Origin of the sequence: Acinetobacter sp. SA01 (genome assembly GCF_011319235.1) — a bacterium.
Taxonomy (GTDB): domain Bacteria; phylum Pseudomonadota; class Gammaproteobacteria; order Pseudomonadales; family Moraxellaceae; genus Acinetobacter.
The window spans coordinates 1-24,909 of the sequence record NZ_WXXM01000017.1; the positions used below are offsets into that span (position 1 = coordinate 1).

A 24,909-nucleotide genomic window follows, 5' to 3' on the forward strand; every position below is an offset into this window, starting at 1 on the left:
AAAATGCTTTTGCGAGATTAAAACATTTCCGTGCTATTGCAACTCGATTTGATAAACTAGCACGCAATTATAAATCTATGATCCGTATAGCCTGCATATTTATTTGGTGCAAAGCCAAATGAGGACACACCCTAATCATATTTAAATAAAAAACCGGCGCCTAAACGCCGGTTTTTTACATCACTAACTTTCGTCAGTTCTGGAAAAGCTTAGATTGAAGCAAGTGCAGCATTAAATGTAGCACTTGGACGCATTACTGCATTTACTTTCTCTTGATCAAGAGCGAAGTAACCACCGATGTCTACAGCCTTACCTTGTACTTCTGCAAGTTCAGCAACGATCTTGTCTTCGTTTTCAGCAAGTGCTTTCGCAAGAGGAGCAAACTTCGCTTTAAGTTCAGCATCTTCGTCTTGTGTAGCAAGCTCTTCAGCCCAGAATTTAGCCAGGTAGAAGTGGCTGCCACGGTTATCCAGTTCACCTGTACGGCGTGAAGGAGACTTGTCGTTGTCCAGCAAGATACCGGTTGCTTTATCTAAAGTTTGAGCAAGAAGTTTCGCACGAGCATTGTTTTCTTTAATGCCCATTTCCTCTAATGACACTGCAAGTGCCAAGAATTCACCTAAAGAATCCCAACGCAAGTGGTTTTCTTCTACAAGTTGTTGTACGTGTTTAGGTGCAGAACCACCAGCCCCAGTTTCGTACATGCCACCACCGGCCATTAACGGTACGATAGACAACATTTTTGCAGAAGTACCCAGTTCCATGATTGGGAACAAGTCTGTGAGGTAGTCACGAAGAATGTTACCTGTTACAGAAATGGTATCCAGACCGCGAGCAACACGTTCAAGCGTATAACGCATTGCACGAACTTGAGACATGATGTGAATATCTAAACCAGTTGTATCGTGATCTTTCAAGTATTTTTGTACTTTCTTGATCAGTTCATTTTCATGTGGACGGTACGGGTCAAGCCAGAAGATTGCAGGCATGCCAGAGTTACGTGCACGAGTTACTGCAAGTTTCACCCAGTCACGGATCGGAGCATCTTTCACCTGACACATACGCCAGATATCGCCTTCTTCCACGTTTTGTGACATCAACACTTCACCTGTTTCAAGGTCAGTGATGTTCGCAATACCTGCTTCAGGAATTTCGAATGTCTTGTCGTGTGAACCGTATTCTTCAGCTTTTTGTGCCATCAAACCAACGTTTGGCACAGTACCCATGGTACGTGGGTCGAAGTTACCATTCCATTTACAGAAATTGATCATTTCCTGGTAAATACGTGCGAATGTAGATTCAGGCATGACTGCTTTAGCATCATACTGTTTACCATCAGCACCCCACATTTTACCACCGGCACGGATCATTGCAGGCATAGAAGCATCTACAATGATGTCGTTAGGAGAGTGGAAGTTGGTGATGCCTTTAGCTGAATCAACCATCGCTAGTGCTGGGCGGTGTTCTTGACACGCGTGCAGGTCACGGATGATTTCGTCACGCTGTGACTCTGGTAAGGTTTCAATCTTTTCGTAAAGATTAGCCATACCGTTGTTTACGTTAATGCCTAATTCGTCGAACAGTTTACCGTGTTTTTCAAATGCATCTTTGTAGTAAATTTTCACACAGTGACCGAATACGATCGGGTGTGAAACTTTCATCATGGTTGCTTTAACATGTAAAGAGAACAAAATGCCTGCTTCACGGCAATCTTCAAGTTCTTTTTCATAGAAATCGCAAAGCGCTTTCTTGCTCATGAACATTGAGTCAATGATTTCACCATCAAGCAAAGCAAGTTTCGGCTTGAGAACAATGCTTTCACCAGACTTAGTGATGAGTTCCATTTTTACATTGCGTGCACGGTCAAGTGTCATTGATTTTTCACCGTGGTAGAAGTCGCCTTCATCCATGTGTGAAACGTGAGTTTGTGACCATTGTTTCCACTCGCTCATTGAGTGCGGGTGTTTTTTCGCATAATTTTTTACAGCAGTCGGCGCGCGACGGTCAGAGTTACCTTCACGCAGAACCGGGTTTACAGCAGAACCGAGGCATTTGCTGTAACGTGTTTTAATTGCTTTTTCTTCCTCAGTCACCGGGTTTTCCGGATAGTCAGGAAGAGCGTAGCCTTTCGATTGAAGTTCCTTGATACAAGCTATCAACTGGCCAACTGACGCACTAATATTTGGGAGTTTAATGATATTAGTGTCTGGGTCTTGTGTGAGATTGCCAAGCTCTGCCAGGGTATTCGGTACTTTCTGCTCATCGCTGAGGAAGTCCGTAAATTCTGCAAGCACACGTACGGCTACAGAGATGTCTTTTTTAACAATCTCTACACCAGCTGGCTTGGTAAAGGTTTCAATGATCGGCAGCAGGGAGTAGGTCGCCAATAGTGGCGCCTCGTCGGTCAATGTGTAAATGATTTTTGACTTTCCACCAGCCATATATAGCCCCTTGCTTTAGATTGAGTTTGTCAGTACCGAGCTTTTGGCTCAGTTCTGCGAACCGGTTTGCTTAAATAAAACATTAAAAGTATTGGCGCTTATTTGCACCTCAGCCGAACAGCAATATCTTGCATATTGGTCTTTGGCTGAAAATTTGTATACATCAGTGTTGTTCACCAATCCCCCTATTCTACGTGAAATTTAGTTATTTTTCGAATCGGGGTGAGGCTTCCGGTCTCTCATGTGGCAATTCCCCGTATTTGGTCATATAAGTAGAGAATCTTGCTTAATAAGTTATATAATTTATTATTATCAATAACTTATTTGTATGAATTCCTCCTGCATAAAAAAAACCGGCGGGCGATTTTTTGCCGATTTATAAACTAATTACTTAGGACATGTTGGGTATCATGGAAATAAATTATCTAGCAGGGAAGAAGAGGCAAATTTTTCTTAGATTGATTGGACAATTATTGGGGGGAGATAAGCATTTATTATTGTTATTCATGACTGCACTGAAAAGTGTGCTGGCAACGATTATGATCATTACTGTCATCGAAAATGGGTTGCAGATCTGATGTAAAAGAAGAAGTTAAATAAATGAATAGCTGTTCTGAGCAGTAGTATTTGAACAGGAGAGTCTTAGAGGGACAGGAAATGCGTTGAGAGGGAGACTCAAAAAAACAGCAAGGCTAAAAAGATGATTTTTTAATTGTTGTGCAAGCAATATGGCAATTTACTGTATATGATTTCTGTAACATAGAGTATGCCTGAACAATTGAATGATGAGCTGATCAATTGTGCTGTGTTTTAAACAAATGGATGATGAGCTAAACACTTAATCATCGGACTGTCCCGATGAAAACTGGAAACCATGCTATTGTAGTCAAATGTTGACTAAGGATAGCTTTAGATTTTCGCTTCGAGTCCGACCCTCGAGATATATTCAAACAATATAAGTGATTAATAATAGATTGGTTTTTTATTGTTTGAATAGAATTGCGGTATGCTTTTGATGCTAAGGTGAAAACTAGAGTAAACATTAGGTGTAAATTGTCACTGTTTGTCTTTATTCATTGTCTTCAATATGAAACTTTGTTAATAAGATGAAACATGATAATTATTTCTTTAAAACAACAAATAATAGTGATTGGATGAATCAAATATGAAAATGCAGTTGCTTGAAATAGGCTCGGAAACTGAGCAGCTTAGTGCATGTAAAATCTCACTATTGTTAGGTGTTTTTACAGCAACGAATCAGCTTGAGCGTTTTTTAAGGTTTTCCCGCAACATGCTTGGTGCTGAACAGGCGGTACTGGCTTTTCATCATGAGCCTTATATCTGGTATTCCTCCAATCATGGTTTTAAGGCCTTTTGCTCGCCTGATGAAACCGGTTTAAGTTCTTATTTTGAAGAGCATCCTTTTATTGATCATCAGCATAGTCAATATCCGAATCTGGTGCAGCATGTGAGTCAATTCGGCGTAGAGGCTAAGCGTTATCTGGCTTTTGATTTGCGTTTAAGTAACGGTACTTCAATTGGTCAGGCGCTTTTTTTTGATCAGCAGAAAAAACCGTTTCATCCTGAAAGTATTACCAATGTCAGTGACTTGACCAACAGTCTGATCCATATGATTGAACTGAAGGCAGATCATGCTGAACTGAAGGAAATGTACGAGCAGCAAGCGGCGCTCAATTTCAGTAAAACCAAGTTTTTCCAGATTATTGCCCATGACCTGAGAGCCCCATTTCATGGTTTGCTCGGCTTTTCAGAAGTGCTGGCGCAAGAGCGTGAAACACTGGATGAATCCAGCATACAGAATATTGCTGAATATTTGTATGATACGGCACAATCGACTTATAACCTGCTGGAAAGCCTGCTGAATTGGGCAATGGCTGAAGGCGGACGTTTCATTTATCATCCCATAAATTTTGAATTAAAACAGTCAAGCAAGATTGTTTGTGATGTACTGAATAGTCTGGCCGTAAAGAAAAATATTCAGTTAATTGACCAGATTGAAGAAGGCATCAAGGTCTATGCCGATATCAACATGATTACTTCAGTGATACAGAACCTGGTTTCCAATGCTTTGAAATTCACCCCGACCGATGGTACGGGGCGCGTCATGATTCAGGCAAATGAGTCCGAAGCAGGGGTGCATATTTCTGTGCGGGATACCGGTCTGGGGATGAGTCGGGCACAAATGGATCAGCTGTTCCAGCAGTCGGTTACGGTCAGTATTAAAGGGACTGCAGGAGAAAAAGGTACCGGTCTGGGCCTGGTCTTGTGTAAGCGTTTTATTGATTTGAACCATGGGCAAATTTTTGTAGATTCTACAGAAGGTGAAGGTACGACATTTAATGTGATTTTACCGGCAGCCACCAGTGCCCATCAGGCTTTAGCCCAGGAACAGCCTAAAATTGAAAAAGTAAAAGTATAGAAAATCAATTTTTCTTTTCCACTATTTCTTTTCAGCTGCTATAACTAGAAAAAAATCAGGCTGAAGGTTTTAAGATGAATGCGGAACAATTGCACAACACATTGCGTGCGAGCCAATATGCAGAACAGGTGTTGGGAAAACACAGCGCTCTATTAGAACAAGATTATGCAATTGATCAATTTCTCCTTCCTTTAACCACCATTCAAATCCAGAACATTGTTCATGACACGCTAGAGCAGATTACAGATGAAAGCACCTGGATGCATGCCATTCGTGTGCTTCGCGCGCGCTTGATGTTCCGCTGGATTTGGCAGGATGCCAACCGGTTGACGGATGTGATAACCCTGACACGTGAGCTTTCCGATTTTGCCGATGCTGCTATTTGCGCGGCTAAAGATTTTGCCCGTGCTCCATTGGTGGCCAAGCACGGTGAGCCTATCGGCTACGGTGGGGCTGTGCAGGATTTAATCGTGGTCGCCATGGGCAAGCTCGGGGCACAAGAGCTTAACCTTTCAAGTGATATTGATCTTATTTTCGCTTTTGATGAACAGGGCGAAACCAATGGTCGCAAATGTATTGATGTACAGCAGTTTTGTATTTTATGGGGGCAAAAGCTGATTTATCTGCTTGATCATATTACCGCAGACGGTTTTGTGTTCCGTGTCGATATGCGCCTGCGTCCCTGGGGGGATGGTTCAGCTTTGGCGATTAGCCATGTGGCCCTGGAAAAATATTTAAGCCAGCATGGCCGTGAGTGGGAGCGCTATGCCTGGATTAAAGCCCGCATAGTCACCGGTGGAACAGAAGGTGATGAATTATTGGAGATGACCCGTCCTTTTGTGTTTCGTAAATATGTCGATTACACCGCCTTTGAAGCCATGCGTGAAATGAAGGCGATGATTGAACGCGAAGTACAACGCCGTAATATCGAAGATGATATCAAGCTTGGAGCAGGGGGGATTCGTGAAGTCGAATTCATCGTTCAAGTGTTTCAATTGATTTATGGTGGCTCAAAACTTGAATTGCAGGATCGCCAGTGTCTGGTCAGCCTGCATCATTTGGGTGAAGTGGGGCTTCTTGAACAAAATGCCGTACTTGAACTGGAAGATGCCTATCTGTTTCTGCGCCGGATTGAACATGCCATTCAGGCACTCAATGACCAGCAGACCCAGTCCTTGCCCAATGAACCTGATTTAAGAAATCGCATGATTGAAACGCTGGGTTTTGACAGTTGGGAGCAATTTTTAGAGATACTGAATCAAAAACGCGCCAAGGTCATCTACCAGTTTGAGCATTTGATTAAAGAAAAAGAACCTGATCCGTTAATTGAAAGCTTTACTCAATTAGAGAAACAGCTGGATGAAGTGCTGGATGAAGATGCCAAAAATCTGGTGCATGAATTCTGGAATGGGCATGCGCTGAAAAAATTGCCCGCCAAAGCGGTACAACGCCTGAAAACTTTTTGGCCACATTTGATTGAAGCGATTTTACAGTCTGATAAACCGCAAGTGGCACTGTTACGTTTGATGCCTTTGGTCGAATCGGTCCTGCGCCGTACCGTGTATCTGGTAATGTTGATTGAAAGTAAGGGTGCGCTACAGCGTCTGGTGAAAATGGCCACGGTGAGTCCATGGATTTGTGAGGAACTGACCCATTATCCGGTACTGCTGGACGAATTTTTATCGATGGATTTTGAATTGCCGAAACGTCAGGATCTGGAAGATTCACTGCGCCAGCAACTGTTGCGCATTGAGATTGATCAGGTTGAAGATCAGATGCGCGTGCTGCGTTTATTCAAGAAATCTAATGTATTGGCTGTGGCAGCCAGTGATGTGCTGGCGGAAAGTCCATTGATGAAAGTCTCCGATGCATTAACCGATATTGCAGAAGTATCCGTTAATGCGACATTAAATCTGGCTTATCAAATTACTGCTAAAAAGCATGGCTATCCTTTAGATGTAGAGGGGCAGCGCTGTTCACTCGATCATATGGCATTCGCGGTCGCAGGCTATGGCAAGCTAGGTGGCATTGAACTGGGTTATGGCTCGGATTTGGATCTGGTATTTATTCATTATATGAGTGAACAGGGTGATACCGATGCTATTAAACCGATTAGCGGTTTTGAGTTTGCCATACGCGTGGCACAGAAATTCATGTCGCTGATGACCACACAAACCTTAGATGGGCGCGTGTATGAAATTGATACCCGCTTACGTCCATCGGGTGAGGCTGGCTTACTTGTGACCAGCCTCAAAGCCTTTGAACAATATCAATTAAAAAGTGCTTGGGTATGGGAGCATCAGGCGCTGGTTCGTGCCCGATCCATTGCCGGTGAAGCTTCCCTGCGAGAAAAGTTTGAAGATTTACGCTGCCGCATTTTGACCCAGCCACGGGATGAGGCGAATGTTCGAGCAGAAGTGCTGAAAATGCGTCAAAAAATGAAAGACCATTTAGGCTCTTCCAAAGAGCAGCAAAAAGATGGGATTTTTCACTTAAAACAGGATGCAGGTGGTATCGTTGATATCGAATTTATGGCACAGTATGCGGTATTAGCATGGAGTGGGTCGAATCCTGATCTCGCCCATTACTCCGACAACGTACGAATCCTTGAGGATGCCGCAAAAACGGATCGCTTATCCAGCGCCGACGCGACAGCATTGATTCAAGCTTATCTCCGTGAACGAGCCGAGAGCCACCGTTTAGCCCTTGCAAATCAATCCATGCAAGTTGCAGCTGACGACTGGTACGATACCCGAGAGGTCGTTTGCAAGTTATGGCAAAGATTAATTGATCCAACTGCAACTTTTGCGTTGGATAGAAATGACTGTGTATAAAAATTTGGAGTGTGTGCCATGAATTTGGCTGATCGTGATGGTTTTATCTGGCAAGATGGACAAATGGTTGACTGGCGTGAGGCGAAAATCCACGTCCTAACTCATACATTACACTACAGTATGGGTGTCTTTGAGGGTGTCCGTGCTTATGAAACACCAAATGGTACCGCGATTTTCCGTCTCCAAGATCATACCAAGCGTTTGCTTAACTCTGCAAAAATCTATCAAATGAAGGTTCCATTTGATCATGCAGCACTTGAGCAGGCTCAAATTGATGTAGTACGTGAAAATAAATTAGCTTCATGCTATTTGCGTCCAATTATCTTTATCGGTTCGGAAAAACTCGGTATTGCTGCAACGGATAATACTATTCATGCCACTGTGGCAGCATGGGGCTGGGGTGCTTACCTGGGTGAAGAAGCGATGGCGAAAGGTATTCGCGTAAAAACTTCATCATTTACCCATCACCATCCAAACGTGACCATGTGTAAGGCAAAGGCTTCAGGTAACTACACTTTGTCTATTCTTGCCCATCAGGAAGTAGCACATTCGGGTTATGACGAAGCAATGCTGATGGATCCGCAAGGTTATGTATGTCAGGGTTCTGGCGAAAACGTATTCCTGGTAAAAGATGGTGCATTGCATACACCGGATATCGCTGGCGGTGCTTTAGACGGTATTACCCGTCAAACTATCATTACCATTGCCAAAGACTTGGGCATTGAAGTATTTGAACGTCGTATTACCCGCGATGAATTCTATATTGGTGATGAAGCCTTCTTCACCGGTACTGCAGCTGAAGTGACTCCAATCCGTGAATATGATGACCGTATCATTGGCGAAGGCTGTCGTGGTCCAATTACGACAAAAATTCAGAAAGCATTCTTTGATGCAGTTCAGGGTAAAGATCCTAAATATGCACACTGGTTAACTTACGTAAAATAAGTTGATCGGTTAAGATGAGGAGGCGGAACGAAAGTTTCGCCTTTTTTATTGCTTAATGGTGTAAAAGGAAACAATACAACATGCATATTGTCTACGTCAGTGATGCTAAAGCGGGGCACCGTTCGCAAGCAGTCGGTTTGTATAAGGCCATGCAGCGCATAAGCAATAGCGAAGTAACTTTCCAGGAAATCGCCATTCAGCAATTGCCAATTTTCACGCTGTTAACAGGTATATTGAGTCATCAATTGACACTGTTTGAAAAGCAGCCGGATTATATTTTGGGAGTCGGCAGCCATACCCAGTCACGGGTTCTGCTACTGGGTAAAGTATATCCTCAGGCGAAAACGGTTATTTTAATGAAACCGAATTTTCCTTTCAGCTGGTTTGATTATGCCATTATTCCTGAACATGATGGTGTACCTGAATCTAGGCATGTTATTACCACTCAAGGTGCTTTAAACCCGATTGTCAATGAGCAGCGCCATCAAGCCAATCGGATCTTGATTGCTTTAGGTGGTTCTTCCAAACGTCATCAATGGAATGAAGCAAAAGTGTTGTCAGCAATTCAGCAGATCGTAGAAAATCATCCTGACGGTAAAATTATTCTGACTACCTCACGTCGTACACCATCCGAATTTCTGGCTCATTTAGTTAAGCAACCTTATAGTCAGTATTTGCAAATTTTTCCGGTAGAACAAACCCCGCAAGGCTGGATCTTTGAGGAAATGCAGCAGGCAGAAGCAGTTTGGGTCACGGAAGATAGTGTTTCCATGATTTTCGAGACTTTAACAGCCGGTTGTAAGGTGGGAGTGATTGGGATTGATCGATTAAAAGAAGATCGGATTACCCAATCGATTGATCACATTATTCAATCTCATTTGGTTTCTGAGAGTACTTCAATTCAAGCGTTACCTGAACCTCATGCTTTTAAAGAAGCAGAGCGTGTGGCAACATATCTTTTAGCAAAATAATCAGGTTGCTCTTGTGATTTATATTTTTATTCTCCTGTTGGTCTTAGTCATGGCGTTTAGTTATAAATATGCATGGTGGAAACCAGCGGTAGACTGGAAACGACCTCGTGTGCTGATGTATCACATGGTCAGGAACCATATTGATGGTGCCAAGTTTAATAAATTACGGGTAAAACCGGCGGAATTTGAAAAGCAGGTAGCATGGATGAAAGCAGAAGGCTTTCATTTTGTGACTATGCAGGAATTACAACAAAATTGGGGTAGACACCCTGAAAAAACCGTCGCGATTACTTTCGATGATGGTTATCTGGATAATCTGGAAAATGCTTACCCAATATTAGAAAAGTATCAGGCTAAAGCGACCATTTATGTAGTGGTAGACCGACATGATCGAGATTGGTCAACCTATAAAAAAGCGCATCATAATAGTGGTGAACTGGCGCGTGAGCCAAAACTGAATGATGAGCAAGTAAAGTGGTTAGCAGATTCGGGCGTGGTCGAAATTGGTTCACATACCATGACCCATGCCAATTTGGCTAAACTGAGTGATGAAGAGTGTTTGGCAGAACTAACTCAATCCAAGCAAGCTCTTGAAACTGTAACCCAGCAACCGGTCAGCAGCTTTGCCTATCCTTTTGGTATTTATTCCGGGCGTGATGTGGATCTGGCAAAGCAAGCCGGTTATAGCAATGCAGTAACCACTGAAGAAGGTATAGATTTAGAGCAGCCCGATTTTATGCAGTTACAGCGAATTAAAATCAGCGGTAAGGATTCATTGTTTGCGGTGAAATTGCGTTTGAAACTGGGTAAACGGGAGGGCTAGTCGATGAAAGTAACATTGGTCATGGCAGGTGATGAAGAGGGGGGGCTGGAAAAACATGTTGTTGAATTGGCCAATAGTCTAATGAAACATCACCAAGTCACAGTTATTGCACATGAAAAGTACCGTAGTCGTTTAAAAACAGAATTTATCGCAATTGATCTGTCGAAGAGTAGAAGAAATATTATTATTCTGTATCAAATTTATAAAGCATTGAAAGGGCTTCAGTCTGATATTGTACATGTGCATGGGAATAAAGCTGCTGCAATGGTGGGGAATGTTTTAAAATTTCTATCGACTAAAAGTGTTGCCACTTTACATAGCCGTAAAAAAAATACCAAAATGTTTAAGGGTTTTGATGCGGTGATTGCAGTGAGTCCCAATGCCGCAGAAACCTTAGAACACCCTAATAAGTACATTATTCTAAATGGAATTGAACCGCCTGAGCTTAATTCCGATATTAATAAAATAACTCCACCTGTCGTTTTGGCTGTAGGAAGATTAGTGCCCGTTAAGGGTTTTGATCTTTTAATTCAAGCATGGCAAGACATACCAAATGCACAGCTTTGGATTGTAGGTGAAGGTTTTGAAAAGCAAAAGTTGGCAACACTTATTAATGAGCTTGCTCTGGAAAAGAGTATAAAGTTACTGGGTTTTCGTAATGATATTACTGATTTGATGCAGCAAGCTTCTCTTTATGTGATGTCATCTCATTATGAAGGATGTCCATATACCATGATAGAGGCTTTGCTTTGTAAAATACCTATGATATCAACAGCTGTAGGGGCAATGACCCAAATTTTACCTAAGCAGTACCTCTGTGCTGAAAATGATGCAAATGCATTACATCATCTGATCGTACATGCTTTAGAAAATTTAAAACAAGTAGAGCAGGATTTTATCCCGGTATTTGCTGATGCAGAAAAAAACCTAGTTTTAGATGGAATGGTCAAGAATATTGAAATGGTCTATCGTGAGGTGTTAGATGGAAAATAGTCACCTGATGATTTTAGCTTTAACGGATGGTAAAGCAGGACATGAAACACAAACCAAGGGGATAATCACCTTACTGAATAACGGAAATCAATATGAAGTACAGTGGCTCAAGATTTACAAAGTCAGTAAATTAACGAAGCATATACTCAAAGCTTTTTTGCCTATTGTAAGCCCGAAATGGGCATTAGGTTTTTATCTGGATACTGTTCAATTACAAGTTTTACAGTCAGATTGTGCTCTCCTTGTTTCAGCCGGTGGTGAAACACTTCTGCCAAATGCCTTGCTTAAAAAGTATTTTCAGCAGCAGGGGAAAGCTACCAAGAATGTGATTGCAACCTCATTAAGAGGGATTCCAGCTTGTTATTTTGATGCTGTATTTACTATTGATGATAAATACAAAAATCAAAAACCTTTTATTTATTACCCAATTGCACCAAATAAACAACTTACTTTTCAATTGGAACATAGAGTTCAGCAAGCAAAGCAAAATCTGGATTGTATGGAACAGAAAGTACTGATTATTTTAATTGGTGCAGATACTAAAACATCCAAAATTGGGACTTCTTCTGAATGGATTGAGTGGATTAAGTACTTGGCGCTGAATTATCCAGATTGGAAAATTCTGATCAGTACATCCAGGCGTACACCCGAAGCTTTTGAGAAGGATCTACAGCAAGCCTTCACAAGAAATCCACAGATAGCTTTAACACTAGTCAATCATGGTCAGCAATGTGATATTGCTGATTATATTTATGCAGCGGATTTAATCATTTGTTCACCTGAATCAACCTCGATGATCAGTGAGGCGTTGGTGAGTGAAAAGAAAGTATTGATTCCTGTATTCAAATCCAGTGTATTTCATAAGGAACTTGAAAATTATCTAGCTAAGTTTGAGCAAGAGCGATGGCTTAGTAAGGTTTATATAGATAAAATGGCAGACCTAATTGGAGTTGTTGAGAAGATTACACCGCAGAAACATAGAATGAATTTGCTCGATCAATTCAAAAATATTTAACTCTCACCATAGAAGTTAACTATTTATATTGATGTTCTAAAAATTCTTCTTTGATATGATTTGTGTGCTCTAGATTTTTGGGGGGAAAATGAGATTTTTAATTACAGGTGGTGCAGGCTTTATTGGATCTGCAGTGATTCGCCATATTATTCAGAATACAGAACATGAAGTCTTAAATGTTGATAAACTAACCTATGCCGGTAATCTAGAATCGTTAAGTTCCATTTCTAATTACTCTCGTTATCAATTCTCCCAAACCGATATTTGTAATCGTGCCGCACTAGATCAATTATTTACAGATTTCCAACCTGATGCAGTGATGCACTTGGCTGCAGAATCCCACGTAGACCGTTCGATTTCTGGGCCTTATGCTTTTATTGAAACCAATATCATCGGCACTTATCAAATGTTGGAAGCAAGCCGCGCTTACTGGTTAGGCTTAAATGAAAAAAAGAAGGCTACATTCCGTTTTCACCATATTTCAACAGATGAGGTCTATGGTGATTTAGAAGGAACAACGGACTTATTTACAGAAAAAACCCCTTATTCTCCTAGTTCACCTTATTCAGCAAGTAAAGCGAGTTCAGACCATCTGGTTCGTGCTTGGAATCGGACCTATGGATTACCGATTTTAGTGACCAACTGTTCCAATAACTATGGTCCTTACCATTTTCCAGAAAAACTCATTCCATTAATGATCTTGAATGCTTTGCAAGGAAAAGCACTTCCAGTCTATGGTAATGGCCAGCAAATCCGTGACTGGTTATTTGTGGAAGATCATGCCCGTGCACTTTATACTGTCGTGACTCAGGGGCAAGTTGGTGAAACCTATAACATCGGTGGTCACAATGAAAAAGCCAATATTGATGTAGTTCTTACCATTTGTTCTTTACTCGAAGAACTGGCTCCTAATAAACCACAAGGTGTTGAACGTTATCGAGACTTAATTACGTATGTAAAAGACCGCCCAGGCCATGATGTACGTTATGCGATTGATGCTTCAAAAATTGAACATGAATTGGGTTGGACACCGAAAGAATCATTTGAAACGGGATTACGTAAAACGGTTGAATGGTACTTAAACAATAATGAATGGGTTGAACACGTTCAAAGTGGTGAATATCAATCCTGGTTAAATAAGCAATACCAAGGATAAGCATGAAGATTTTATTGCTTGGAAAAAATGGTCAGGTTGGGTGGGAACTACAACGTGCTCTAGCTCCTTTGGGTGATGTTATTGCATTAGACCGGCATGGTCTAGCAGGACTGTCCGGTGATATGACCCAGCCACGGGCGATTTATAACACGATCATGACGGTAAAACCTGATGTGGTCGTGAATGCTGCTGCCTATACAGCCGTGGATTTAGCTGAAACAGAGCAGGATCAAGCCGATTTAGTGAATCATCAAACGGTAAAAGCTGCAGCTGAAGCGTGCCAACAAGTCAATGCACTGTTTGTGCATTACTCGACAGACTATGTTTTTGATGGCTTAGGTCAGACTTCATTTCTTGAAACGGATCGCATTGCACCCTTAAATGTTTATGGTCAAACCAAAGTGCAAGGTGAGCAGGCAATTATTGCAAGTGGTTGTGATTACCTAATTTTCAGAACCTCATGGGTCTATGCTGCTCGAGGAAAAAATTTCCTGAAAACTATGCTGAATTTGGCTCAGCAGCGAGAAGAACTCTCTATCATTGATGATCAAGTGGGTGCCCCTACCTCGGCTGAGTTGATTGCGGATATTACGGCACAGGCCATTCCACAAACAGCGGCTGACAGCATGAAAACAGGGGTTTATCACCTTGTAGCAAGTGGTGAAACTTCATGGTTTGGGTATGCCAATTATGTTTTTGAGCAGGCACGAGTCTTTGGATTGGAATTGGCTGTACAAAAGGTCAATCCCATTCCTACCACGGCGTATCCAACTCCAGCCACACGACCACATAATTCACGATTAAACAATCAAAAGTTACAGCAAACCTTCAGATTGAATTTGCCGCATTGGCAAGAAGGTGTAAAACGAATACTAGCGGAGCTATTAAGCAAATGAGTATAAAACGTAAGGGTATTATTTTAGCAGGCGGTTCCGGTACACGCTTACATCCGATTACCAAAGGTGTGTCCAAGCAACTTCTACCAATTTACGATAAGCCAATGATTTACTATCCGCTTTCTGTATTGATGCTGGCGGGTATTCGTGAAGTTTTAATTATTTCAACACCTGAAGACCTTCCAAACTTTGAAAAATTATTGGGCGATGGTTCCCAATTTGGTATTGAACTGAGCTATAAGGTGCAACCTTCTCCTGATGGTTTGGCACAAGCATTCCTGATCGGTGAAGAATTTATTGGTCAAGACAATGTCTGTCTAATTTTGGGTGATAATATTTACTACGGTCAACACTTCAGTGAGCAACTTGAGGCCGCGAATGCACGTGAGTATGGAGCCACAGTCTTTGGCTATCATGTTACAGATCCTGAGCGTTTTGGTGTGGTTGAATTTGACAAAACTGGTAAGGTACTCAGTATTGAAGAAAAACCTGTACAGCCAAAATCTCCTTATGCGGTTACAGGTTTATATTTCTATGACAATCGTGTCGTTGAATTTGCCAAGCAGGTTAAACCTTCAGCTCGTGGCGAACTTGAAATTACCGACATTAATAATGCTTACTTGAAAGATGGTTCACTTAACGTCGAACTACTTGGTCGTGGCTTTGCCTGGTTGGATACAGGTACGCATGAATCTTTGCTTGAAGCAGGCCAGTTTGTTTATACCATTGAAAAACGTCAATCGTTGAAAGTAGCTTGTCTTGAAGAGATTGGTTTTAACCAAGGTTGGATTAGTAAAACTCAATTACTAGACAGCGCTAGTGCTTTAAAGAAAACAGAATACGGTCAATATCTGTATAAGATTGCGGATGAAGTACAATGAAAATTGAACAAACCAAAATTGAAGGCTTGCTGATTATACATCCACAAGTGTTTGGTGATGATCGTGGCTGGTTTATGGAAAGTTTTAATCATCAACGTTTTGCTCAAGCGCTTGAAGAGTTAAATTTACCCGTACCAACATTTGTTCAGGATAATCACTCCCTGTCGCAAAAGGGAGTACTACGCGGTTTACACTTCCAAAAAACTCCATATGCTCAGGGCAAATTGGTTCGAGTTGTGCAAGGCCGGGTATGGGATGTGGCTGTGGATATTCGCCCTGAATCTAAAACTTATGGTGAATGGGTCGGTGTAGAACTTAGCGCTGAGAATAAAACCATGTTCTGGATTCCGGAAGGATTTGCCCATGGCTTTATTGCATTAGAGGATAATACCCAGTTCTTGTATAAAACTACCAATTATTATAATAAAGAAAGTGAGGGTGCTATTCTCTGGAATGATCCGACACTCGCAATTGATTGGCCTTTAAATCAGGTTAATGAAGTTTTGGTGAGTGAGAAGGATCAGGTTGCTTTACCATTTTCTAACATCTAAAATTTTTATTGAGAAAAACTTTTTTAATACCAATAAATTAACATTGTAGCAGGGCAAAACGCTACAATGTTAATGATGGTTTTTGCTAATTATATTCTGATATTTATATTAAAAAACTCATATAATTTTTCAATAATAAATAAAATTTCATTTTCTTTTATACCATACCATAATGGTAATCTAAGTAATTTTTCACTTTCAATTGAAGTGAATTTATCTACGCCATTGAAAATTGTATTTTTACATCCAAATGGAGATGTGTGTAATGGAACATAATGAAATACTGCTCCTATATTTTTTCCTTTCAAATATTCAAGAAGTTTTGTTCTTGTTTCTAAGTTTTTGACTTTTATATAGAACATATGCGCATTATGGTTGCAATTTTCAGGTATTTTAGGTAGTTGAATAATATTATCTTTTTCTAAATTCTTTAATCGATTATAATAGATATTCCAACTGTTTAATCTATTCAGATTAATTAGATCTGCATTTTCTAATTGTCCCCATAGATATGCTGCTTGTAATTCACTAGGTAAATAGCTACTACCGATATCACACCAAGTGTATTTATCTACCATTCCCCTAAAAAATTGGCTACGGTTTGTACCTTTTTCTCTAATAATTTCAGCCCGCTCAATAAAATTGACATCATTAATTAATAATAAACCACCTTCTCCACCACTTGTATAATTTTTTGTTTCATGGAAACTATAAGCTGCTAGGTGTCCTATTGTACCTAACTTTTTATTTTTATATGAAGACATCATTCCTTGTGCAGCGTCTTCTATTATATATAAATTATATTTTTCAGCCAACGCAATGATTTTATCCATTTCACAAGCTACACCAGCATAGTGGACTGGGACAATTGCTTTTGTCTTATTTGTAATGGCTGCTTCAATTTTATTTTCATCAATATTCATTGTGTCTGGACGTATATCAACAAATATAATTTTTGCACCACGAAGTACAAAAGCATTTGCTGTACTAACAAATGTATAACTTGGCATAATAATTTCATCACCAGGTTGTACATCAATTAATATTGCTGCTAATTCTAATGCATGTGTACAAGAAGGGGTGAGTAATGCTTTTGAGCAAGGTAAAATATCTTCAAACCATTTCTGACATTTTTTGCTATAAAATCCATCACCAGAGATTTTGTCACTTTGTATTGCATTTGAGATATGTTGGTACTCAATACCAATAAAAGGTGGTTTATTAAATGGGATCATTTGGTTTCTCTCATGAATTCTTCAGTTAAAGTAAGTAGCTTTTGACTCCGTTTTTTTAAAAATTTTGCTGGAGTTCCAATATAAATTCCCCATGCTTCTGTACTTTTTAGAACTAATGACATTGCCCCAATTGAAGTACCTTCAGATAATGTAACTCCTGGAAAAATGACAGAGTTAGTTCCAATTATCACATGCTTTTCAATGTTAACTTCTGAGTAAAATTCATTTTTATATTTTGAGGGGATTAATGAGTTTGTCATACTGTCCCCTGAATAATCATCACTTTGTGAAAAAACTTTAACTCCATAAGCCAAGGTGCTAAAGTCATTGATAAAAATACCAGGTTTTCCTCCTGCAATTAAACACATAGGAGTAATATGGCAAAAATTACCAATTTTAATTCTTCCAGAAAGTATACAAAAATCATCAACTCTAGAGTTATCTCCAATTTCTATTTCTGAACAGTTGTATATTGATGCTTTATCACTAATTTTTACATTACTGCCTAAAGATTTAAAGCCCATTCTATTCAATTCTTCAATTGATAAATATGCCATATGACTTTTCTCCTTTATATAGGTAAGATAAAAATATTATTTAGGAATGGCATTTAAAGTATTCCTCAATTTCCTGTAAACATAATAAAACTCTTTCCTCGCTTTTTTTATGTTCACTAATCACGTGTTCACGGACTTTGTGTCGAGTTTTTCTTGCCCATTCTAATTGTTCTTCATCAAGTCCATAAGCAATACCAAATCTATCACTTTCATTAGGATACCAAGTATTTAGAGGAGTATTTTCCTCTGGAACTACAATTGATTCACAGTCACATAAAATGGAAAATATAGAATAGGCAGTATAGTCGTCATAGCATATAAATCTTTTTGATCGTCTAAATATACTAGCTATCTCTTGATGTGTTTTCCCATCAAGTAATATTGAATTTTCATCATGAATAAATTTTTTATAATGTCCTTTTCTAATCATATAGCAGGATTCAATATCTTTTTTTTCTATTTTTTTTATATTGTATATATCTATAGGGTAGTAAATGACTTTTAACTCATTTTCCGATAAATATGAGTTTTTATGATAAAAGTCTTTAATTGCAGAATTGAATTTGAAATAAATCTCATTATCTCCATAATCAACTTCTCCAGTATGAAATCCAGGTTGATGTAAGAACCATCTCACTACATTTTTAATATCAAGTGGATTTCCATTTGTAATTTCTGGATATATAACTATCTCATTTTTTGGAATATTAGATGCCCCCCAAATAGGTGTTTCCCATTCAGGATGAATTTTAAAATTTTTAGGTTTTATTAAATTTCCTTTTAAAAGTGCTTGAAATCTCTTTGTAACTCCTTTTTTTGGATATCCAAAAGGAATTAGATAAGCATCATGCGAGCTTATAGTATTTATTATATGACATAGTCTATGTAATACGATAGAACCACCAATGTTTGGATTATAAGAATCTGTATAGATAAAGAATTTCATCTTGATTAAGTGAAACAAAAGAAAAAATATTATCATATTTCTGTTTTTATTTTTTATTTTTTTATTAAATGTTATAATATTGATAAAAATACTCTGGTTTAAATTAAATTTATGTTTAATAAAGATATTCGAAAAATAGATGGTGATTTAACCTTTTTTAAATCGTACACTTTTTGTACTCTCGTTACTAAGTTTGATGAATACATGGATATGGTTGAGAGTGCCAAAAAAGCAGGTTTTGATGGAGATGATATTGAATTTTTATATTTTGATAATAAAAATGAAAATAAATTTGATGGCTATAGTGGAATAAACCGTGCATTAAAAGAAGCGAAAGGCAGATATTTGATTTTTTGTCATCAAGATATTTTATTTAAACATGATAATAGAGCTATATTGGATCAAAGAATAAAAGAGTTAGAGGTATTAGATAGAGATTGGGCTGTTTTGGGTAATGCTGGCAAAACTAAATCAGGTAATACTAGTATCCGTATATCTGATCCTAATTTCCTTAACCTGCGAGAGGGAATTTTTCCGAGGGAGGTAATGAGTCTGGATGAAAATTTTTTGATTATTAATAGAAAGCATAACTTATCTACAACTGAGCATCTGTTAAAAGGTTTTCATTTGTATGCAATTGATTTATGTCAAAATTCTGAAAATTTAGGTCTTAAGAATTATGTTATAGATTTTCACTTATTTCATAAGAGTCCTGGAAATGTAGATGAAAGCTATTTCACTGCACAAAAAAAATATATTGATATGCAATATAATAGAAAAAGACCTCAATTTTTTTGGGCAATGTGCTCAAATTTTTATGTTTCGAATAATTCATTAAAAAATATTTTTTTTAATTTTAAAAGAATAATTCGATTATCTAGATCTATTTTAAAAAAAATAGATAAAATGTAAAAATATTTAAGAAATAGGATTAATTGTGTATATTTATTATTTTTAAAATATAATTAATCCTGTCTTTATAAGTATGATTTTCTTTAACCTTATACATTAATAGTTTAGGGTTGATTTTTGAATTTTTGATTTTATTTTTTAATTCTATATGATCTGAAAAGTAAATAAGATCATTTCTTATGTCGAAGTTAAATTCTAGATCCTTAACATATTCACTGACTAATATACATCCACACGCCGGTGCTTCAAAGCATCGCATATTCATACCTTGCCTAATATTTTTTTTGTTAATCAGATTCAAAATATATTTATGTTTTCGGTAAAGATCTGCTACTTGAGTTAAAGGAATATTGTATGGATGTATAATGCTATCTGCTTTTTTGAGTTTATCCCAACCTTTACCATAAATTGTAAGCGGAAGAGGAATTTGTTCAATCAGTTCTTGTCTGTTAGGTGACCATGCACCAATAAATAATAAGCGTTCATCTTTCGACTCATTGCCTTCAAAAAAGATATTGGGATTATAGGCTAATGGCAAATACAGGCTATTTGTAATACCTATTTTTTTTGCATCCTCTATGAAGCTGGAGTCTGTAAAGCAAAATAAATCGATAATCTCTTTAGATTTAGCTAATCGTTGATCAAAGAAGTCACCAATCCAATGCGCTTTTTTACATGGATATTTTGATAAAACCTTTAGTAAAGAGGGTGAGAAGTAAAATAAATCGACAATTAAAATTAAGTCTGGTTGAAATGAAGATAACTTTTTCTCTAGTAATTTCGCTGTGTATACGTCTTTGTTGGGAATAATTTTTTTTAAAAAACGTTCTAGTGTATTGTTATGATTGAGAGCAAAGCCTGAAATTACATAGTCAGCGCTTTGATCATTTGAGTCCAATATATTTTCATACCATTGGAGAATGCCATTTCGTTTGCCAATCACTAAAATCTTTAATTTTGCCATTATTATTTATCCAGATTCCTATTCAACACTATATAAACTATCCTATAAAATTACCAGTGCACCTAAAATACTCTTTAAGAAATAATAGACTAATGGGGTATTGGAGTATAAAGATATCATTCGCAAGTATAGAGTACATAAATAACCACTGAGCGACTAAAAAATCAGCATGATTCTATGGTTGTGTATGGCAATATAGCATCGCTATTTATCTAGTGCCTGAGATGTATAAAGATTTTTATTCCCTTCAACATTTCTAAACCGCTTATAAGACCAGACATATTGCTCAGGTGCAACATTAATCATATTTTCAAGGTTTTGATTTAGGCTATCAACTGAAGTTTGTAAATCTTTCGATAAAATCTGATCGGATAGTGGTGAGCAATACACATTAAAACCTGATGTTTCATCCCGAATACAACTGAGGCCCACTATGTTGCATTGGGTCTTACTGGCCAGTTTTGACACCAGCGTAGTAGATAAGGTCTTTTGTCCAAAAAATTCTGAATAAATACCTCCCGATGCTTTAGGAAGATGATCCGGTAAAATGACCGTTAATCCTCCTTGCTTCAGATGTTTAAAGATGGCACGCACGCCATTTTCATCGGTGGGGACAAGCGTGGCATTCAATCGCTGGCGCGCTTCTAGCATAAAGCGATCCACCGCTTTATGCTTATTGGGCTTGTACATGATCATCGGGGCGGCATGTAAATTCAGCCATGCATTTAAAAGCTCCCAGCAGCCCAAATGTGCAACCACAACTATAACGCCTTTTTTATTGGCTAAGGCTTCTGTAAGATGCTGTTCTCCGTAAATATTTTTGATTTGATTTAAGCTGTATTCAGGTGGCATACCCCAACATTTGATTGATTCTATATACGTCATGCATTGACTTTTTAAGCTTTTCTTGAAGAGAGCCTGGTAGGCTGTTTCATCCAGTTCTGGATAAGCCAGCTTTAAATTGATGCCAGTAATTCGTTTGAGTGAGGAATTGAAGGAGTACAGCAGAATTGCAATGCAGGATGCCAGAAGCTGTAAAAAAGACAACGGAAATCGGGAAATGACTTTGAGGAAAAAATACATAATGGCGTAACTCTTTGAAAACTAAACTGGTTATAAGAAGAAAATTTTGCAAAGAGTTTTATTACAGCAAGGATGCTGCTGCCCCATGTCTAAATCACAGATCAGGAGTTAAACATTTTCAGAACAAAATAAAACAAGATAAAACCACTGAGGAATGTCACCAGTCAGTGGCTAAAGAAGGGAGTTATTCGGCTTTGTCGGCATTGCCTTTTAAAACCATATAAATCAAGCCGACAAAAATAAGTAAGGCCCCACCTAGACTACTTACACAAAAATAAAGAATACGTTGATTAGTATCCATGTTAAATAAGTCATTGGCCAAGATATAACGCATAAATAGCCACTGTACAATAGAAAACACAATGAGCATAATGCCACGATTACGAACAGCGGGACGCATAGCCATAGCTTGTTTAACTCAATAATAAAAAAACAGCATTATTATGCCACTACCCGGAATCAATCTCAATTCAATAAAAAACCCTGCATCAAGCAGGGTTTTTGATCACTGAATCAGGCAAGAATTAAGCTTCTTGTTGAGCTTCAGCTTTTGGTTTTTCACGTAAGCGAATACCCAAATCACGTAATTGATTACCTTCAACTGGTGCCGGTGCTTGAGTCAACGGACATTCAGCAGTTTTGGTTTTCGGGAATGCAATCACGTCACGGATTGAAGATGAACCTGTCATCAACATGACAAGACGGTCCAGACCGAATGCCAAACCACCGTGAGGAGGTGCACCGAATTTAAGTGCATTGAGCAAGAAGCTGAATTTCTCTTCTGCTTCTTCTTCAGAAATACCTAGTGCTTCGAAGATCGCTTTTTGCATCTCGAGCGTATAGATACGAAGTGAACCACCACCGATTTCAGTACCGTTCAATACCATATCGTAAGCCACAGACAATGCTTGACCTGGGTTGTTCTTCACTTCTTCAACACTTGATTTTGGTAGTGTGAATGGGTGGTGAACAGAAGTCCATTTGCCATCGTCAGTTTCTTCGAACATCGGGAAGTCAACCACCCAAAGCGGAGCCCACTCACAAGTCGCCATGTTCATGTCATGGCCGATCTTGATACGTAAAGCGCCCATTGCATCGTTTACAACTTTAGCTTTATCTGCACCGAAGAATACGATGTCACCATTTTCAGCGCCAACACGTTTCAATAGATCAAGCACGATTGGCTCGATGAATTTAACGATTGGAGATTGCAGACCTTCGATGCCTTTTTCAAGTTCGTTGACTTTAATGTAAGCCAAACCTTTCGCACCGTAGATACCCACGAATTTAGTGTATTCATCGATCTGGCTACGTGGAAGAGAACCAGCACCCGGTACGCGAAGCGCAACGATACGGCCTTTAGGATCTTTGGCAGGACCTGCGAATACTTTGAACTCAACGTCTTGCATCATGTCTGCAACATCAACAAGTTTCAAAGGAATACGTAAGTCTGGTTTGTCAGATGCATAGTCACGCATTGCATCTGCATAAGTCATGCGCTGGAATTTGTCGAATTTCACGCCAAGAAGTTCATCGAACATCTTAACGGTTAAACGCTCCATCAAATCCATGATGTCATCGTCACTCATGAACGATGTTTCAACGTCGATTTGGGTGAATTCAGGCTGACGGTCAGCACGTAAGTCTTCATCACGGAAACATTTAGCAATTTGATAGTAACGATCAATACCACCTACCATCAACAACTGTTTGAACAGCTGTGGGGATTGTGGAAGTGCGTAGAAGCTACCGTTAGAGACACGACTTGGTACTAAATAGTCACGAGCACCTTCTGGAGTAGCACGGGTCAAGATCGGAGTTTCAACGTCTAAGAAACCATTTTCTTCGAAGTAGTTACGAATCAGGTTGGTCAATTTAGAACGGAAACGTAGGCGATCTAACATTTCTGGACGACGGATATCCAGGAAACGATATTTCAAACGGATTTCTTCAGAGATGTTGGTATTTTCATCATTCAATGGGAATGGAGGCGTTTCAGAAGTAGCAAGAACTTCGATGTCTTTTGCTAAAACTTCGATTTGACCACTCACCATGTTGGCATTTTCTGTGCCTTCATAACGGCGACGTACACGACCTGTGATTTTTAATACGAATTCAGAACGTGCCTTGTCCGCAGTTGAGAATGCTTCTGGTGTATCTGGATCGATAACCACTTGAACAAGACCGTCACGGTCACGCATGTCAAGGAAGATAACACCACCGTGGTCACGACGACGGTGTACCCAACCGCATAATGTTACGGTTTGGTCAATTTGGGCTTCAGTTAATGAGCCACAGTAATGAGTTCGCATCATAGCGTAAAAATCCAACTATATGGGTTAAGGTCAGCGTATACGTAAACAGCGTACCGCTTTTTTCGAATGTTGAATTATGCCTCTTTGGGCATATAGTCACAAGAACTTGAGACAAAAACAGCAACAATTTAAAGTGAATAAGCGGAAAGTGGGCTATTTGATTAGTCCATGCGCTGATTCTGGTCCAGAAATAAAAACAGTAAACAGCCCAGGCTAAATACCATCAAAAAGCCCTGACTGAATTCATTGATGGAACGGCCGGTAAAATAATACAGCTCAGATTGCCACACCTCATCAGGAATATAGTGCATATAGTCCCAGACCGAGAACAAGGCAGTGAGGATCGACAGTCCGAATAAGCCCCAAGCAAAAACTTTGATCTTGTGGCTAAGGGCCAGGGATTGCCGATGGCACCGATAGTAATGCAGGCTCATCCATACAATAAATGGCAGGGCTGCGAAGGAGCTCCCAAGCTGCAAAATGCGGTGCAGGGGATAGCTTTGTCCTAAAATCTGAAACTGCTGACTGAGAAGGTCATGCAAGGCAAAGGTACGAAAATCCACATGGGTCAGACCATCCCAAATCAGATGGGTTGCTGTACCCAGCATCACGGCCAGACAGACTCCTGTAAAAAACTTAAATGCTGCAAAGAAGCTGGTGATATTCAGTTCATGCCGGATACCGAGAAAGCGGTAGATCACCGGCCGGTAAATCAGATACCAGATGGCACAAAAAGCCAGCCCGATCCACAAGTCTGGATGAATCAGGGAGGACCATAAATGAGTGCTATTGGAATGATCTTGGCTAAACAGACGATAAAGGTCTGGCACCATGCAGCCAATCGTCAGTGCGGCAACCGGAAGCCGGTTTCCAGTCAGGTAGGAAATGGGTGGGGCAAGGACAGCATGAGATAGGGTAAAGGGCATAAATAAAATAATGTTTTAATGCGAT

The 24,909-nt window shown here is 39.3% G+C and carries 21 protein-coding genes and 1 pseudogene; 13 read left to right on the plus strand and 9 right to left on the minus strand.

All coding sequences use genetic code 11. The features are described 5' to 3' along the window. Positions 1 to 122, plus strand: a pseudogene (locus GTU69_RS13520) (IS5/IS1182 family transposase); the annotation flags it as partial. Positions 123 to 209: 87 nt separating this feature from the next. Here GTU69_RS13520 and GTU69_RS13525 read toward each other — a convergent pair. Continuing rightward, positions 210 to 2,441, minus strand: a complete 2,232-nt coding sequence (locus tag GTU69_RS13525) for an NADP-dependent isocitrate dehydrogenase (RefSeq protein WP_166171240.1) — start codon at positions 2,439 to 2,441, stop codon at positions 210 to 212. Between the two features lie 1,165 nt (positions 2,442 to 3,606). Here GTU69_RS13525 and GTU69_RS13530 point away from each other — a divergent pair. The 11 genes from GTU69_RS13530 (at position 3,607) to rfbC (ending at position 15,946) form a co-directional block, all read left to right on the plus strand. After that, positions 3,607 to 4,881, plus strand: coding sequence for a HAMP domain-containing sensor histidine kinase (locus tag GTU69_RS13530; protein WP_166171242.1), 1,275 nt, complete (start codon positions 3,607 to 3,609; stop codon positions 4,879 to 4,881). A gap of 74 nt (positions 4,882 to 4,955) precedes the next feature. After that, entirely contained in the window at positions 4,956 to 7,715 is a 2,760-nt protein-coding gene (gene glnE, locus GTU69_RS13535) for a bifunctional [glutamate--ammonia ligase]-adenylyl-L-tyrosine phosphorylase/[glutamate--ammonia-ligase] adenylyltransferase (RefSeq protein ID WP_166171244.1), read from the plus strand. Between the two features lie 18 nt (positions 7,716 to 7,733). Continuing rightward, positions 7,734 to 8,660 (plus strand): branched-chain amino acid transaminase, encoded by a 927-nt coding sequence (locus GTU69_RS13540; RefSeq protein ID WP_166171246.1) that lies wholly within the window; start codon positions 7,734 to 7,736, stop codon positions 8,658 to 8,660. Between the two features lie 80 nt (positions 8,661 to 8,740). Continuing rightward, the gene (locus GTU69_RS13545; RefSeq protein WP_166171248.1) at positions 8,741 to 9,631 is read left to right on the plus strand and encodes an ELM1/GtrOC1 family putative glycosyltransferase; all 891 of its coding nucleotides are present in this window, start codon (positions 8,741 to 8,743) and stop codon (positions 9,629 to 9,631) included. A 13-nt stretch (positions 9,632 to 9,644) separates the two neighbouring features. Then, on the plus strand, positions 9,645 to 10,454 hold the full coding sequence (locus GTU69_RS13550; protein WP_166171250.1) for a polysaccharide deacetylase family protein: 810 nt from the start codon (positions 9,645 to 9,647) through the stop codon (positions 10,452 to 10,454). 3 nt (positions 10,455 to 10,457) lie between these two features. Then, the gene (locus GTU69_RS13555; RefSeq protein WP_166171251.1) at positions 10,458 to 11,447 is read left to right on the plus strand and encodes a glycosyltransferase; all 990 of its coding nucleotides are present in this window, start codon (positions 10,458 to 10,460) and stop codon (positions 11,445 to 11,447) included. Next, complete coding sequence (locus tag GTU69_RS13560) at positions 11,437 to 12,462, plus strand: ELM1/GtrOC1 family putative glycosyltransferase (RefSeq protein WP_166171253.1); 1,026 nt, start codon at positions 11,437 to 11,439, stop codon at positions 12,460 to 12,462. The genes GTU69_RS13555 and GTU69_RS13560 overlap by 11 nt, the downstream gene beginning before the upstream one ends. 88 nt (positions 12,463 to 12,550) lie before the next feature. Continuing rightward, positions 12,551 to 13,618: a dTDP-glucose 4,6-dehydratase gene (gene rfbB, locus GTU69_RS13565; protein WP_096901154.1), complete on the plus strand. Its 1,068-nt coding sequence runs from the start codon at positions 12,551 to 12,553 to the stop codon at positions 13,616 to 13,618. A gap of 2 nt (positions 13,619 to 13,620) precedes the next feature. Then, positions 13,621 to 14,514, plus strand: coding sequence for a dTDP-4-dehydrorhamnose reductase (gene rfbD, locus GTU69_RS13570; protein ID WP_166171255.1), 894 nt, complete (start codon positions 13,621 to 13,623; stop codon positions 14,512 to 14,514). Continuing rightward, positions 14,511 to 15,395, plus strand: coding sequence for a glucose-1-phosphate thymidylyltransferase RfbA (gene rfbA / locus GTU69_RS13575; protein ID WP_166171257.1), 885 nt, complete (start codon positions 14,511 to 14,513; stop codon positions 15,393 to 15,395). Before rfbD ends, rfbA begins: the two co-directional genes overlap by 4 nt. Further along, the gene (gene rfbC / locus GTU69_RS13580; RefSeq protein WP_166171259.1) at positions 15,392 to 15,946 is read left to right on the plus strand and encodes a dTDP-4-dehydrorhamnose 3,5-epimerase; all 555 of its coding nucleotides are present in this window, start codon (positions 15,392 to 15,394) and stop codon (positions 15,944 to 15,946) included. Before rfbA ends, rfbC begins: the two co-directional genes overlap by 4 nt. A gap of 89 nt (positions 15,947 to 16,035) precedes the next feature. Here the strand turns inward: rfbC and rffA are convergent, their stop codons facing one another. From rffA to GTU69_RS13595, 3 genes are read right to left on the minus strand one after another with little or no spacing between them, the layout of a single operon-like run. Beyond that, the gene (gene rffA, locus GTU69_RS13585) at positions 16,036 to 17,181 is read right to left on the minus strand and encodes a dTDP-4-amino-4,6-dideoxygalactose transaminase (protein ID WP_166171261.1); all 1,146 of its coding nucleotides are present in this window, start codon (positions 17,179 to 17,181) and stop codon (positions 16,036 to 16,038) included. After that, a complete protein-coding gene (locus GTU69_RS13590) occupies positions 17,178 to 17,738 on the minus strand; it encodes an acyltransferase (protein ID WP_166171263.1) in 561 nt (186 codons plus the stop codon). The genes rffA and GTU69_RS13590 overlap by 4 nt, the downstream gene beginning before the upstream one ends. Positions 17,739 to 17,778: 40 nt before the next feature. Next, on the minus strand, positions 17,779 to 18,684 hold the full coding sequence (locus GTU69_RS13595) for a WavQ (protein WP_166171265.1): 906 nt from the start codon (positions 18,682 to 18,684) through the stop codon (positions 17,779 to 17,781). 111 nt (positions 18,685 to 18,795) lie between these two features. On the opposite strand from GTU69_RS13595, the gene GTU69_RS13600 reads away from it, so the two are divergent. Next, the gene (locus tag GTU69_RS13600) at positions 18,796 to 19,596 is read left to right on the plus strand and encodes a glycosyltransferase (protein ID WP_166171267.1); all 801 of its coding nucleotides are present in this window, start codon (positions 18,796 to 18,798) and stop codon (positions 19,594 to 19,596) included. 19 nt (positions 19,597 to 19,615) lie between these two features. On the opposite strand, the gene GTU69_RS13605 is transcribed toward GTU69_RS13600, so the two are convergent. The 5 genes from GTU69_RS13605 to GTU69_RS13625 form a co-directional block, all read right to left on the minus strand. Then, positions 19,616 to 20,560 (minus strand): glycosyltransferase, encoded by a 945-nt coding sequence (locus GTU69_RS13605; protein WP_166171269.1) that lies wholly within the window; start codon positions 20,558 to 20,560, stop codon positions 19,616 to 19,618. A gap of 204 nt (positions 20,561 to 20,764) precedes the next feature. Further along, positions 20,765 to 21,643 carry a lysophospholipid acyltransferase family protein gene (locus tag GTU69_RS13610; protein WP_166171271.1) on the minus strand — a complete coding sequence of 293 codons (879 nt, stop codon included), beginning with the start codon at positions 21,641 to 21,643 and terminating at the stop codon, positions 20,765 to 20,767. A gap of 184 nt (positions 21,644 to 21,827) precedes the next feature. Next, complete coding sequence (locus GTU69_RS13615; protein WP_086197527.1) at positions 21,828 to 22,049, minus strand: hypothetical protein; 222 nt, start codon at positions 22,047 to 22,049, stop codon at positions 21,828 to 21,830. A 118-nt stretch (positions 22,050 to 22,167) separates the two neighbouring features. Continuing rightward, a complete protein-coding gene (aspS, locus tag GTU69_RS13620; protein WP_086197526.1) occupies positions 22,168 to 23,958 on the minus strand; it encodes an aspartate--tRNA ligase in 1,791 nt (596 codons plus the stop codon). A gap of 161 nt (positions 23,959 to 24,119) precedes the next feature. Then, positions 24,120 to 24,884, minus strand: a complete 765-nt coding sequence (locus tag GTU69_RS13625) for a DUF4184 family protein (protein ID WP_166171273.1) — start codon at positions 24,882 to 24,884, stop codon at positions 24,120 to 24,122. Positions 24,885 to 24,909: the final 25 nt, after the last annotated feature.